The organism is Terriglobales bacterium (genome assembly GCA_035624455.1).
GTDB lineage: Bacteria > Acidobacteriota > Terriglobia > Terriglobales > Acidobacteriaceae > DASPRM01.
On the sequence record DASPRM010000037.1, the window covers coordinates 1 to 13923 of the forward strand.

Consider the following 13923-nt stretch of genomic DNA (forward strand, 5'->3'; position numbering starts at 1 on the left):
TCGAATCGCGCGCAATGATTCCACCGAGACTGGCAGGGCAAACTGCTCGCCCAGAAAGCCTGATACGAATCGCCCACCGCGAATCTCGCCACGATCCTCCAAACGCCGGAAGGCCATCACCAGTTCGCGCCACTTGGGCATCATAGTTTCCCGGGTCAGCAGTTCGCGGAAGACCACTCCGTAGCGCCGCAGCAGCATCCAGCAGGTGGCTTCGATGGCCCGCGTGCGGTCGCCCAAATCCACCGGATGCAGCACCGACCAGCGGCCGGTAGAATGCCGTGGCCGCGCGGAGCGTCCGCTGCCCTGCCCGGAGCGACGCTTGGGATCGATCAGGGAACGCAGATTATCGAACCCATCAGCCGTCACCAGCCCGGCGGCCACCAGTTCCCATAGCGCGGTTTCAACTTCCGACTTCAGCTTTCCGGTGCCGCGTACAATATCCGCAAAAAACGAGGCGCCGCGTTGGCGCAGGAAATCGAGCACCTGGCGAGCCCCGTGGCTCAATTCGCGGTGATCCTCTGCCTGCTGCGGCCGGTGTGGCATCCACTCGGCTTCCTCGCGGAGAAAGAACGTGATCGGCGCAACGCTGGTAGGAATCACGCGCCGCGTTCTGGTCCCATCTGCCGATTCCGCGCCCTCGACTGTTGCCGGGTGTGGCGACAACCTGCCCCAGCCCACGGCTCCCGTCAGACAGAGTTGATCCAATGCCTTGGGATCGTATTCCTGCACTCGCCGCGCCAGCACCTGACGCTCCCAGGCATTCGCTGGAATCTCGAATCCCTGCAGCTGACGAAGGACTTCCAGCAGCCCGCGCTCTCCGCTGGCCTGAGATCCCGGAGCCAGGTGCTGCCAGCGTGGCAGCCAGCGCATGAATTGCGCCGGCGTTATCGGCTCGATCTCTTTGCGCAGGCGCCCCACGGTTAGCCGGTGAATGCGCGCCAGCAGCCTGCGCTCGCACCACTCCTCGACGTCGGAAGCAGTGCTGGTGTATTTGCCGCGAAGGATGGTTCCGGTTGCCTCCAGGCGGAGGAGCGCCTGATTGACATCGGCAGGGGCGAGGGTCAGCCTGGTTGCCAGATCTGCTGCTGAGACGGGGCCCGAGTGCATCATCCAGCCGTTGATCATGGCCAGCAGGGCGTCGGATCGAGTGGCAGGCGTTGAGCCGTCCATCTGGGGAAGGCTGGTTTCGAACTTTGCATCGGGATAGATCAGCGAGAAGGTTGCAGCCGTTTCCGCCGCGACCCAGAAACGAGTTTCCCCCTGCACCGCAACTGCAGCACGGGCATGGGCGTGGAGGCGGTCGAAGTAATTGCTCCAGGCCTGGGCGATCCGAAGCGGCGAATCGGGGTTTGCGTCCGCGATGGGCACGAGCGTGTTCTGCGGAATCGCGATCATGGTGAGCAGAGCGTCGTGGAGTTCGTCGGCGTCACGGACGTCGGGCCAGGCTTCTTCACGAACCTGAGCGATCGCGGAGGCATCAAGCTTTCCGACTTCCTCGAGCACAGAAGCCGGCAATAACTGACGCATCTGAACGGCGCGCGCGCGGCGTTCTTCCACCGGCGCGTCGTCGAGATAGGCATAAGGGTTGGAGTTGAGGATTTCGTGGGAAAACTGCGAGGGTACTGGTGTATCCACGGCCAGCGTCCGAATGGAACCGTCTTCGATTCCCCGCAGCACCTGTTTCAGGCCCTCAAGGTCCATAGCTTCGTGCAGGGTATCTTTCATGACCTCGTTGACGAGCGGGTGATCGGGAATTTGGATGTCGCCGACGACGTTCTCCTGGCAAGCAGCGACTTCAGGAAATACCGAGGCCAGCAGATCGTCGGCGCGCATGCGTTGGATCTGAGGAGGAACCTTCTTGCCGCCCTGAAAGCGCAACAAGGCGAGAGAGCGGTTGGCATCCCAGCGCCAGCGCGTCTGAAAGAAAGGAGAGCCGGTGAGGACGGCTTGCTCGAGCACAGGCTGCACCGTGTCGGCTTGCAGGAAATGAAAGACATCGCCGAGAGGAAAACTGTGCTGTTCAGCGAGCGAGATGTTGAGACCATCGTCGGTAGCGGCAGCTTGCAACTCGAAATTGAAGCTGCGGCAGAAACGCTTGCGGAGCGCAAGTCCCCAAGCGCGATTCACGCGCCCGCCGAAGGGGGCGTGAATGACAAGCTGCATGCCCCCGGATTCGTCGAAGAAGCGCTCGGCGATAACGGTCTGCTGGGTGGGAACCGCGCCTAATACTGCCCGCCCATTCCAGAGGTGCTGGATGAGTTGTTCAGCACCGGCGTCATCGAGGCCGCACTCGCGCTTCAGCCAGGCGACGGCGGCCGCGACTTCCGGCTGCGCCTGTGATTGGATGACGGTAGTGCTGCGCGGCAGCATGGCGCTGATTTCTTCGCGCAACTTGCTTATATGCGTGGAAAGCTCAGCGGTTCGTGAGGGAGCTTCGCCGCGCCAGAAGGGAATGCTTGGTGGCTGGCCGTGGGCATCTTCCACCAGCATTCGTCCGGCTGCGGCTTCCAGCCGGCTGATCCGCCAGGACGTGTTGCCCAGGAGCATGATTTCGCCCGCCATGCTCTCGACAGCGAAGTCTTCGTCCACGGTGCCAACGACCGTTCCTTCGGCCATGGCGACAACGGTGTAGAGAGCCGTTTCAGGGATGGCGCCGCCGCTGGTAATGGCGGTCATGCGTGCGCCCCGACGAGCGCGCAACCTGCGGTTGACACGGTCGCGATGAAGGTAAGCGCCATAGCGTCCGCGGCGGGCGGCGATGCCTTCCGAGAGCATCTCCAAGACTGCATCGAACTGCTGGCGCGACAGGTTGCGATAGGAATAGGCGCGGCGGATCAAGGCAAACAGCTCATCTTCATGCCAGCCAGAATCCGGGCTTCGCTCATCGGGGTGAGCTGCCTGCTGGGAGGCTTCTCCGCGCGTGCCGGCTTCCGGCGGCAACGATCCGGTTTCGGCGGCACAGGCGGCCACAATCTGCTGCGCCAGGATATCCATGGGGCTTTCTGGAACCAAAATGCGATCCAGATCTTGCTGATTGATGGCCCGGACCAGGGCGGCACATTCCACCAGTTCATCGCGGGTGGAGGCGAAGATGCGTCCCTTGGGAATGGCGCCTCTCCAGTGACCGGCACGGCCCACGCGCTGCAGCGCGACTGCGATCGAGCGTGGCGACCCGATCTGGCAGACCAGATCAACGAATCCCACGTCAATCCCCAGCTGGAGTGATGCGGTTGCCACCAGGACGCGGACTTCTCCTGCTTTCAGCTTGCGCTCCGCCTGCAGACGGAGCTTGCGAGAGAGGCTGCCGTGGTGCGCTGCTACGGCTTCTTCGCCGAGCCGTTCGGCGAGCTGATGGGCTACGCGCTCCGATTCGCGGCGGGTGTTTACGAAAACCAGCGTGGAACGATGCTGCCGTACCAGATCGGCGATGCGGTCGTAGAACTCGCCCCACATCTCGTTAGTAGCGACCGCACCCAGTTCGCCGTCCGGAACTTCGACCGCAAGATCGAGTTCGCGCTTATGCCCAACGTCGATGATCGCTGGCGCGGGCCGCTCGGCTCCGGTGAGGAATTGCGCGATCTGCTCAATCGGTTTCTGCGTCGCCGAGAGCCCGATCCGCACCGGCGTGCGGGCGGTCAGCGCTTCCAGCCGCTCCAATGAAAGCAGCAAGTGCGCGCCACGTTTATCGCCCGCGACAGCATGAATTTCATCGACGATCACGGTTTCCACGTCGCGCAGCATGCGGCGGCTGCGCTCGGCGGTGAGGAGGATGTAGAGCGACTCGGGCGTGGTCACCAGGATGTGCGGGGGGCGCCGCAGCATTTTCTGGCGCTCGTGCATGAGCGTGTCGCCGGTCCGGACCGCGCTGCGGACTTCGGGCATGAGGAAGCCGCGTTCGACAGCGAGTTGCTGAATTTCGCCCAGAGGGACTTCGAGGTTTCTCTGAATGTCGTTGCCCAGGGCTTTGAGCGGAGAAATATAGAGGACTTCGGTGCGGTCCTGGAGTTCGCCGGTGAGGGCTTTGCGCACCAGTCGATCAATGCAGGCCAGAAAAGCAGCCAGCGTCTTGCCAGATCCAGTGGGTGCGGCGATGAGAGTGGTGCGGCCGGCAAGGATCGCGGGCCAGCCCTGCTCCTGCGGTTCGGTGGGTGTGGCGAAGCGTCGGATGAACCACTCGCGCACGACGGGATGCGCCCAAGCCAGGGGGTTCAGGGCGTCGAGCCCGAGGTTCACAGAATATTCAGGTGTGATTTCCGGCCGGGGAGGCATGATAGTTATTGTACGTGGAATCGTCGACTTTCGCCAGATCTTCGCCTTCTGATTTTCGCCCAGTTGACACGATGTAAGAGCGGCTTAGCGATGGAATCGCTGTGCCACTATTTCGCGGTCGCACTGGCGAGGCGAAGAATTACCGTGAATGCGATCAGCCCGGGCTGGATTGAGGACAGCGTCCTGAACACCCTGCCCAAAGAGGCGCAGGACAAAATACGGCGCTGGCAGGAAGGCGACTGGAGCCCTATGGGCCGCCTGGGGACGCCGGAGGATGTCGGAAATGCCGTGGCGCTCCTTTGCTCGGACGAGGCAGGGTGGATCACCGGCCAGACTCTTGCCGTCGACGGCGGGGCCTCGCTGATGGAGAGCCTTATGCCCCTCGATCTGCAGGGTGTGACAGCGGAAGCGGCAGAAGACGCGTACGAGGGGATTTCAGAGCGACGACGCGACTGCGACGTTTTCGCGCCGCGGGCTCGTCGGCGGGCTCTCTGGGTGGAAGCTTCTATTTCTCTCGCCAATATATTTGCCGCGTGTATCAACAGCCGCGCGCGCGCGACGGGCACGCTGATGTTGTCCAAATATGCCGCGGTCAGATCTGGTTCGTTGCGTACCCCTACGCCGACCAAGTCTCTCATTTGGTACCAGGCCATGGGGTGTTCGGGACTCTCATCCTGGTCGGCACGTAACATAGCGTCTCCGAGTTCAAACCCCTGACGAAGCATCTCGCGCAGGACGCCTGTGTTCTTGGTTGCTGCGGCCCACTCCGCTCGTGAGGTAGCGATTCTCAGCTCCAGTTGAGGGTCCTTGGAATCGGCTATTAACTTTTCAGATTTTTGCAGTAGCTGATCGGCCCTCTCGGGATCTTTGTTGGTTACCCAGCTAGCGACCTGTGAATACACTGCTGCCTGCGCATTTGGATCGCTCAATCCCTGGGCTATCGCCAGCGAGCGGTTGGGATCGAAACGCCAGTTCTTCGGATTGCGACCCAGGGCCTCCTGGCTTTGGTTCTGCCAGGTTGGAATGGCAGGAGACGACGTAGAGGATCCCCATCCATCGCGTTGATCAATCGGTTTACGACTAATTCCAATGCCGCTTTAGCCTTTTCGGCTGCCACGAAGCCCGCGTTTGATTCCAGCATCTCTGCGAATTGGTAGTCCTGCGCTAGCGAGGCCGGACTCTGCCGGTAGCATGCAGTTCCCTCATCGAGAAGCTCGCCAAGCAGGGGATCGTTAGGGCCGAGCCCCCGCTTGCTGGTTCGGCCATTGATGACGCGGCCGACGGTCATCATTGCGTCGTATGGGTAGGCGTTGTCTTCGCCCAGCTTACGTGCCTCTGCCCGGAGGAGAGGCAGGGCTTCCTTTCCTCTCTTTTCTGCGACAAGTCCGAAAAGAGAATCTGCGGCTCGCATGCGTTGGTCAGGCGTTAGCGGATCGTCATGGGAAACCCCGGGTTGCATCTTGCGGAACAGCTACAGGGCGTGATCGGGATCGGAGGCGGCAAGGGCGCTGACCGCTTTCTCCTGCGCGCCGGTTGTCATCTGACTGGGAAGTTGATTGGCGAGAGCGAACAATTCATCTGCCCAGGTGCGCGCCAGCTTCGGATTCAGGCGTCCCGCCGTGCGAACCTGCTCGGACAGGACAGAGACGCGGTCTTCCAGCGACAGCTCCTGATTTCCACCGTGGCTGCGCTTGAGCAAGCGGAGCGCCAGAGCTTTCTTGGCTCTGGCCTCGTTCTCCCGAGCCCGGGCTTCAGCTTTAGTCTCAGGTTCCGACTGCTTTGGAGTGCTGGCTTTTGTGATAGCAGACTTGGATTGCGTTATGGAGGCGATCTCGCCGGATGATGTCGTTGCTTGTGCCCACGCACAGCTTGCGGCGAGAAGTGCGATGGCAATGGCTCGAATCGGCATACAGGCCAGGCTAGGGATCGCGCAAATTGTAATGCGAAAGGCAAGCGCCGAACACCGCTTCGTCCCTGCTTCCGGAATCAACTAAAATCGATCGCGGGTTCAAATTATCGCTGGAAAACGGCTTGTCGCAGACTCTCAAAGACATCGTGCGCTGCCCGCATTGTGGAGGCTCGGAGATTGTGTATTCTTGCGAGCCGAAGTGCTGCTTCAACCACGTCTGTGCCGACTGCCGCAGCACGTTTGAACTTAATACGAAGAAGACCGGCCGTTTCGATCACCAAGCGCAGATTGCCGCCCAGGAGCCATCCTCCGGCGAGCCCACCACCGGCTGCGCCAACTGCGAGAGCCTGCAAATGGCGGTGCTCAGTTCAACCTCGGAGGAAACGCTGTTGGTGTGCGGCAACTGCCGCTCCGTCCTGTCGCTGGCGGTAGAGGAGTTCGTTGCGGGGGCGTTTTAGTTAATCAGCATTCAGCATTCAGCACGGGCATTCAGTCAAATTCAAGACGATAGCACTCAGCATTCAGCAATCAGCTTCCACTGTCATCCTGAGCGAAGCGCCCGGGTCATCATCCGAACCGCGTTTTTGCGGTTCGCGGGCGCTGAGTCGAAGGATCTTGCGTTTTCTTAGCATTCTCAAACCCTGTCTCAGCCGCACGTCCAGATCCCCAATCATTTTCCATCATGTTCGGCTGACTGCTGAATGCTGATTGCTGATTGCTGAATGCTATTTTGTGCAAAGCACCATTTACAATCCCTGCATGTCACGAGAGCGCGCAAAGAAGATCAAGCTGATTCTCTTCGATGTGGACGGCGTAATGACCGATGGCGGCATTTGGCTGTTCCCGGCGCCCGCCGGCACACAGGAGTTGGGCCCACAGAAGTCGCGGCATGCCGACAAGGGTGGGTACGCCATCCACAGCGCCACTATGATCGAAGCCAAGGGCTTTCATGCGCACGACGGCGCGGGCATGTCGCTGGCACGGCTGGGCGGACTGAAGGTCGGGGTCATCACCAAGCGGATCTCAGAGACGGTGGTGCTGCGGGCGCGCGATCTGCGTCTCGACTACGTGTATCAGGGAATCTCAGACAAACTGACGGTGCTTTACGAAATTGTAGAGAAAGAAGGTATCCGGCCGGAGAACGTTGCCTATGTCGGCGACGACGTGATCGATCTGCCGATCATGCGGCACTGTGGGCTGGCGATTGCCGTGCGCAATGCACGGGAGGAGGTCAAGGACGAATCCCACTTTGTCACCGATCACCGCGGCGGCGAAGGCGCGTGCCGCGATGCCATCGAGTACGTGCTGCGCGCCCAGGGAAAGCTCGAGCAGGCGGTCGCGGCGTACATCGGCGAGCGCTCACCAAAACCGGCGGAGAAAGAGACCGCAAAGAAATAACAATCGGCAATCAGCACTCAGCATTCAGCCAAACCCAACCCAACCACCGAGGCACGAAGGGAGAGTACTGCAGAGATCAGCTGAAGATCGGGCGGATTGCTGAATGCTGATAGCTGACTGCCGATTGCGAAAAACAACCCCCCGCGTTCGCTTGGGGCGTTGAGGATGAACGCGGGGGTCACCGTTTCCCCTTACTCACTGTCGCTTTCAGGAGGCTGGAATCTTCAAACTCCGAAGCGGGAAGAAAGTTGCGGATCGCACCGGAATTTTAACTCCTTTGTTTACTGCGGGATAGCCACCGGCTTTTGCGTCATTAGTTCGTTGAAACGGGGATCCTTGCGCAAGTTGGCAAAATCGGCATCCTTATAGACGTCCTGAATGTTGGGATACCCGTCCTCGATGGCCCGCCGCAAATAGAGGAGCGACTGATCAAGCTGCCCCTGCTGGGCAAACATGCGGGCCAGCAGATAGGAATAATGAGCGCGATCTTCGGGAGACGACATGTGGGCAGTTATGCCGCCGGATCCCTTGTGCTCGAAAATCGCGGGATCCAATTGCATCGCCCGGTTGTATTCCACCATGGAATTTTCAAATTCCTTCTTTGAGAAATAGGCGGTTCCTAAATTGCTGTGAAAGGATGCCGAGGTGTCTCGAAGCGCAATCGCTTTCCGATAACTCTTGATGGCACGTGCGTATCTTTTCCCCTGGTAAAAAACCACCCCCAGATTGTTATAAGCGTCGGCGTAGTTCTTATCGGACTTGGTGGAGCGGTCGCAATTTTTCTTGGCATCGTCGTACCGCCCCATCTGTATCTGCGCGATGCAGATCTTGTTTTCCAAAACGGCGGTATCGTGGCCGTGTGCCGCCTTCTTGAGAGCTGCCTGATAGTAGTCGATGGCATCGAGATAGGATTTTTCCGAACGTAGCTGATCGCCTTGCGACTCCAGCTCCGATGCGGTTGCTGACGGCGAGGGAGGCTCCACGCGACGCAGGGGAGGTGGCGAGACAGGGACAGTCTGCACTCCCGGGTCCTGCAAATCCACAGGTGCGCCGGTCTGTGCTGCTGCAGGAAGGGCGAGCGTGCAGGCTAGCAACGGCAATGGCAGGCAGTTGAACTGAGGAAATCTCATGTTGGGCTCCCTGATCGCGACTCACACGGGTGCGAATCCCCCACAAGCACTACTGACACCGAAGTCTGTAACTTCGGATGAAAAAAAGCAAATGGGGGGAAGCCATCAGCGGTCAGCCATCAGACAGCCAGCCAAACCACGGAGCAAGCCGGGTCCCTCGGAGTTTGCAGCGGCCGCATCACTAGGATGGAGGAATCTATGAGCTATTGCGGAGATTGCTGAGGAGGGGGCTGGGTTTTGTTGCCGTCATTTTTGTCCTCGTCCTTGTCGCCTTTGAAGACGCCAGCGAGCTTTCCAAAGAAACCCTTCTTTTTCTTGTCCGGAGGGACTGGGAGGGCGGTCCCGGTCATTGGCTCTCCAGGCTGGCCGATGGCGGGTTGTCCGTTGTTGACTGGAGGCGACGAATTCTGAGACGGCGGTTTGGGTTCGAACACACCGAGAATCTTGGTCAGGATGCTTCCACCCTCGTTCTGCTCGCAGGTTTGCGTCGGCTCCGTACCGGCAATAAAGGCCACGTAGTAATCATCCGGACAAGCGGCAGTGGCCAACCGGTTGGTAACTTTATCCAGCCGGACGTTTACTACTCCTGCAGGCTGAGGGAATTCGCCGGTGGAGTATGCGGGAATTTTTACGGCACGCTTCATGAATTCCGCCCAGATGGGCGCTGCGGTCGCACTACCGGAAAGCTTGAGGTCGCTGTAATCGTCAAATCCCACCCACACGACGCACAGGAGCTTCGTGGTATAGCCGGCAAACCAGCCATCGTGAGAAGTGCCGGTCTTTCCAGCCGCGGGTGCTGTGAATCCGAATTGGCGCACAGGATAGCCGGTGCCGGTGTTGATGACGTTCTCCATCATGGTGGTCATGACGTAGGCGACACGCGGGTCAAGCACGACCGTCTTGTCGGCAGAAAAGTTCTCGATGGGCTCGCCCTGGCTGCTGTGAACGGACTTGACGAATACCGGTGAAAGCCGGACGCCGCCATTGGCGAAAACTGTGTAGGCGCTGCTCATATCGAGCGGAGTGGCATCGTAGGCGCCGAGCGCGATCGCCGGGGTCGCCTGGACCGACTTGATTCCTGCTGCCTTGGCCATGGTGGCGACGTTGCTATAGCCAACCTGTTCCGCCAGCCGAACGGTCGCGTTGTTCAGGGAATGAGCCAAGGCATATTCGGCTGGGATTTGATCGTGATATTCCTGCTTATAGTTGTGCGGCTCGTAGACTTGCGTGCCGCGATCGAAGATAAAGGTGCCAGGGGTATCGTCCAGCATCGAAGCGGGAGTAACAACCGTTGGGCTGGAAACCACTGCCGTGTTGACCGCGGTTGCATAAACAAAGGGCTTGAAAATGGAACCAGTGGGACGTTGCTTAACAGCGTGATTCAACTGGCTCATGCCGTAATTGCGGCCGCCCACCAGAGCCAGCACTTCCCCTGTATGCGGGTCCATAACGATTAGGGCAACTTGGGCGATTGGACCCGAAGCTACCGTGGTTTCAACTTTGGCGTTTTTGCCCGTGCCGATCTTAGTTTTTTTGGTGCGCAGCTTGGTGACTTGCTGGTCTACCAGCTTGATGCCTGTTTCCACAGCTTCAGCAGCAGCTCTCTGGAGCTCAGGATCGAGGGTGGTGTAAACCTTGTATTGCTGCTCGTTGACGTCTTTCTCGCCATAGCGGCTGCCAACAAATTCACGCACCAGATCGACAAAATACGGGGCGTCGCTGGCTTCAACGTTGGGAGGAGCCAGCTTTAAGGGAACGGCCTTGGCTTTGTCGGCCTGCTCGCGGGTGATGGCGCCGGTATCAACCATGCTTTCCAGCACCAGGTTCCTACGATCCAGGGCACGCTCGGGATGGCGGTAGGGATTCAGGTAGCTAGGGCGCTGGATGATTCCAGCCAGTAGGGCAGCTTCAGGCAATGTGATGCTCTGCAGGTCTTTATTGAAATACGACCGCGAAGCTTCCGCGAAACCATGAATCGTGAACGAACCGCGCTGACCCATGTCGACCTGATTGGCATAGAGCTCGAAGATCTGCTGCTTGTTGAGTTTATGTTCCAGGTCGATGGCGATCATCATTTCGGTGAGCTTGCGTTTGACGGTCTTTTCCGGCGTTAAGAAAAAGCCGCGGGAAATCTGCATAGTGAGGGTTGATCCACCCTGTCCCTTGTGGCGCTCCCGCAAATCGAAGAGGGCGGCGCCGAAAAGGCGTACGAAATTCACCCCGCCATGCTGGAAGAAGCGGCGATCTTCAATGGCAAGGACGGCGTCCACCATGACCTTGGGGATCTCCTGGTAGTGGACTACTTGGCGCTTGGCGCGTTCCTCGGCATCCAGAGCGGTGAGCAGAGGCGGCTCTAGTTCGTAGGCGGAAAGAGCGCCTGCGGAGCCCCCAGCAGTGATCTTGGTGACCTTGCCTCCCGAAATCTGAATGCTGGCGCCATCTTCATTGTGATAGGAGAGCGGTCCAGGCTTGATCTGGATTGCGCCGTCGGCAAGTTTGTAGGTCCCGACGCCTTCGCTCTTGGCACCCTCGGTGTATCCGGCGCGACGCAACTCGGACACGATCTCCTGAGACTCGATCCGGTCACCAACGGAAACTGCCCTGGGTCGGGCATAAATCCGCGCGGAGTTAGTGAAAATGGGGCCACGGATCCGCTGCTCCACCATGCGATCGTATTTGTTCCAGTAATACGAAAAGACAGCCAGGCAGATCACCAGGATCAGTGCCAACGCTGCCAAAGCAGCACGAATCAGAGGATTAGACAAAGAAAGAGCAATCCGCGACCCATTCTTGCCGGCTCGGAAGTTCGGGATTTTGATTTTTATGGCCACAGGCTAAGCAGCGGAGACCCCGCTTCTATTTCAGACGATGCAGCGCGACAAAAAGTTATCTGAGTATTGCTTCTCGTAAGGAGCATCCTGGCCAGAGCGCATTGGTTCCTATTGTAAGGCACGCGGTCTATGCACGGTTATCCTCATTGGTGCTGGTCCACAAGTGTGAGCCGTTCAGTTTCAGATGACTGATTTGTTTTTGCTCGAGGGTGTGAAAGTCAAATCCAGGGGGTAAAACGGAAGATCGACGTGCATCGTGTACTGGGTGCTGATGGTTACGCTGTTGCCAGCGCGCTTGACTTCGATCTGCTCGGGAGTCACCGGGATGTCCAGCGACTGAGCTTTCTTGTAGATCGAGTTGCGCATATCGTTCTCGCTCTTGGAGGTGTAAGTGTTGATCTTCACCTCTTCGTCAATGGCGTCTTGTAACTGGTAATTGCTAACGTAGACGGGAATGACGAGGTAGCCGGCGTAGATGCCAGCCACGAGGACGAGAACCCCAAGCAGAGCCCTTATTTTCTTCATACCGACGCGAAACCAGAATTTCGACCGAGCGGTGATGTGAGAAGGCTAGGCTTCCAGCAACTTCCGCATCACGCTCACAACGTCGGGGATGTTAGCATCGCGACTTTGCCGTGTCGAGCGCGTCAATAGCTCAACCTGACCTTTGGTAACCTTCTTGCCAACAGTGATCCGGAATGGGATACCGACCAGGTCAGCGTCCTTGAATTTCACTCCGGGGCGCTCATCCCGGTCATCTACAAGGACCTCAAACCCTGCTTTTTGCAGGTCTTGCGCAATCTCGAGAGCGGTCTGAAGCAGTTCATCTTCAGTCACGTTGGTAGGGGTAATCACGACTTCGAAGGGGGCAATGGCGGCAGGGAGCCAGAAGCCTTCTGCGTCATGGTTCTGCTCGATGGCAGAGGTCAGGATACGTTCCATCCCGATGCCATAGCTGCCCATAATGGGAGTGACTTCCTTCCCATCCTGGTTGAGCACCCGCGATCCCATCGATTCCGAGTACTTGCAGCCAAGCTTGAAAATGTGACCGATCTCGACAGCCTTTGCTACTTTCAACGGCTTACCGCAATTCGGACAGCCTTCGCCCTCGGAAACGGTGCGCAGGTCAGCCCAGCCGGTGACATGAAAATCTTTCCCGGGGGTCAGATTTCTAACGTGGCAGTCCTCTTTGTTAGCGCCGGCAATCAGGTTCTTGCGCCCTTGTAACGCCTGGTCGAGCAGCAACCAAGGGCCAGGAGTGCCATTGATCGAAGGGGCCCACTCGATTCCCAGGGGGCCTAGGAATCCTGGAGGCGCGCCGAAGAGTTGGTGGATCTCATCCTCCTGCATGGGGCGGAATTGCATTCCACCCAAAGCCGAGGACAGCTTGGCTTCGTTCAACATGTGATCGCCGCGCATCAGAACGATCACCGGACGGGTCTGTGTCGAGCCGCTATGCTCCTCTGTGGTATCGATGGCCATATACGCCAGAGTCTTCATCTTGTTCGTGGGCGAGACCCCCAGAAAGCGAGCGACGTCTTCGATGGTCTTCTGGCCGGGAGTGCGAACCAGTTCGGGCGCTTTGGCAGTGGCCGGCAGGTCTTCCACGGCTTCTACCTTCGACGAAGCCTTTTCAAGATTGGCAGAGTACTGGCATCCCGCACAGCTCACGACGAGATCTTCCCCCGCTTCGGTGTACACCATGAACTCATGCGATTGCGATCCGCCCATGGCGCCGGAGTGCGCTTCTACGACCTGGTACTTCAGCCCGCAGCGATCGAAGATGCGGCCGTAGACGTCATAGTGCTTTCGATAAGAGAGATCGAGGCCGGCGTCATCGATGTCGAAGGAGTAGGAGTCTTTCATGACGAACTGGCGCACACGCAGCAGACCTGATTTCGGCCGCGGCTCGTCGCGAAACTTGGTCTGAATCTGATACCAGATCTGAGGCAGCTGCTTGTAGCTGCGGAGTTCCTTGCGGGCGATTTCGGACATGACTTCTTCGGCGGTCATACCCAGGCAGAGGTCGGCGCCCTTGCGGTCCTTGAGGCGGAACATGTTTTCGCCCATCGCAGCCCAGCGGCCGCTGGCCTCCCAGATCTCGCGTGGATGCAATGCGGGCAAGTAAAACTCCTGCCCGATTTTGTTCATCTCCTGGCGGACGATCTCGATGATCTTGAGCAGGGATCGCTGGCCCAGGAAAAGATAGCTATAGATTCCTGCGGAAAGCTGACGGATATAACCCGCGCGCAGCAAGTATTTGTGGCTGGCGACTTCGGCATCGGCCGGAGCTTCGCGCAGCGTGGGGATGAATAGTTGCGACCAACGATACATGCAGGAGCGTCCCTGGATTGGAATTCATGATTGTAACGGAAAGCGCCGGCGG

Annotated in this window: 9 protein-coding genes; 3 read left to right on the forward strand and 6 right to left on the reverse strand. The window is 58.8% G+C overall.

Features of this window, described 5'->3' with window-relative positions:
* Positions 1–4233 (reverse strand): DEAD/DEAH box helicase (locus tag VEG30_04755; GenBank protein HXZ79218.1); only part of this gene is annotated, 4233 nt, incomplete at its 3' end.
* Positions 4234–4359: 126 nt separating this feature from the next.
* Here VEG30_04755 and VEG30_04760 point away from each other — a divergent pair.
* Complete coding sequence (locus VEG30_04760; protein HXZ79219.1) at positions 4360–4986, forward strand: SDR family oxidoreductase; 627 nt, start codon at positions 4360–4362, stop codon at positions 4984–4986.
* A gap of 754 nt (positions 4987–5740) precedes the next feature.
* On the opposite strand, the gene VEG30_04765 is transcribed toward VEG30_04760, so the two are convergent.
* Positions 5741–6178, reverse strand: a complete 438-nt coding sequence (locus VEG30_04765; GenBank protein ID HXZ79220.1) for a hypothetical protein — start codon at positions 6176–6178, stop codon at positions 5741–5743.
* Positions 6179–6300: 122 nt separating this feature from the next.
* Between VEG30_04765 and VEG30_04770 the strand changes: the two genes are divergently transcribed.
* Positions 6301–6636, forward strand: a complete 336-nt coding sequence (locus VEG30_04770; protein HXZ79221.1) for a hypothetical protein — start codon at positions 6301–6303, stop codon at positions 6634–6636.
* Between the two features lie 301 nt (positions 6637–6937).
* On the forward strand, positions 6938–7576 hold the full coding sequence (locus tag VEG30_04775; GenBank protein HXZ79222.1) for an HAD hydrolase family protein: 639 nt from the start codon (positions 6938–6940) through the stop codon (positions 7574–7576).
* A gap of 281 nt (positions 7577–7857) precedes the next feature.
* On the opposite strand, the gene VEG30_04780 is transcribed toward VEG30_04775, so the two are convergent.
* The 4 genes from VEG30_04780 to VEG30_04795 form a co-directional block, all read right to left on the reverse strand.
* Complete coding sequence (locus VEG30_04780; GenBank protein HXZ79223.1) at positions 7858–8706, reverse strand: tetratricopeptide repeat protein; 849 nt, start codon at positions 8704–8706, stop codon at positions 7858–7860.
* A 203-nt stretch (positions 8707–8909) separates the two neighbouring features.
* The gene (locus tag VEG30_04785) at positions 8910–11471 is read right to left on the reverse strand and encodes a PBP1A family penicillin-binding protein (GenBank protein HXZ79224.1); all 2562 of its coding nucleotides are present in this window, start codon (positions 11469–11471) and stop codon (positions 8910–8912) included.
* Positions 11472–11717: 246 nt separating this feature from the next.
* A complete protein-coding gene (locus tag VEG30_04790; GenBank protein ID HXZ79225.1) occupies positions 11718–12062 on the reverse strand; it encodes a DUF4845 domain-containing protein in 345 nt (114 codons plus the stop codon).
* 45 nt (positions 12063–12107) lie between these two features.
* Positions 12108–13871, reverse strand: coding sequence for a proline--tRNA ligase (locus VEG30_04795; protein HXZ79226.1), 1764 nt, complete (start codon positions 13869–13871; stop codon positions 12108–12110).
* Positions 13872–13923 lie beyond the last annotated feature (52 nt).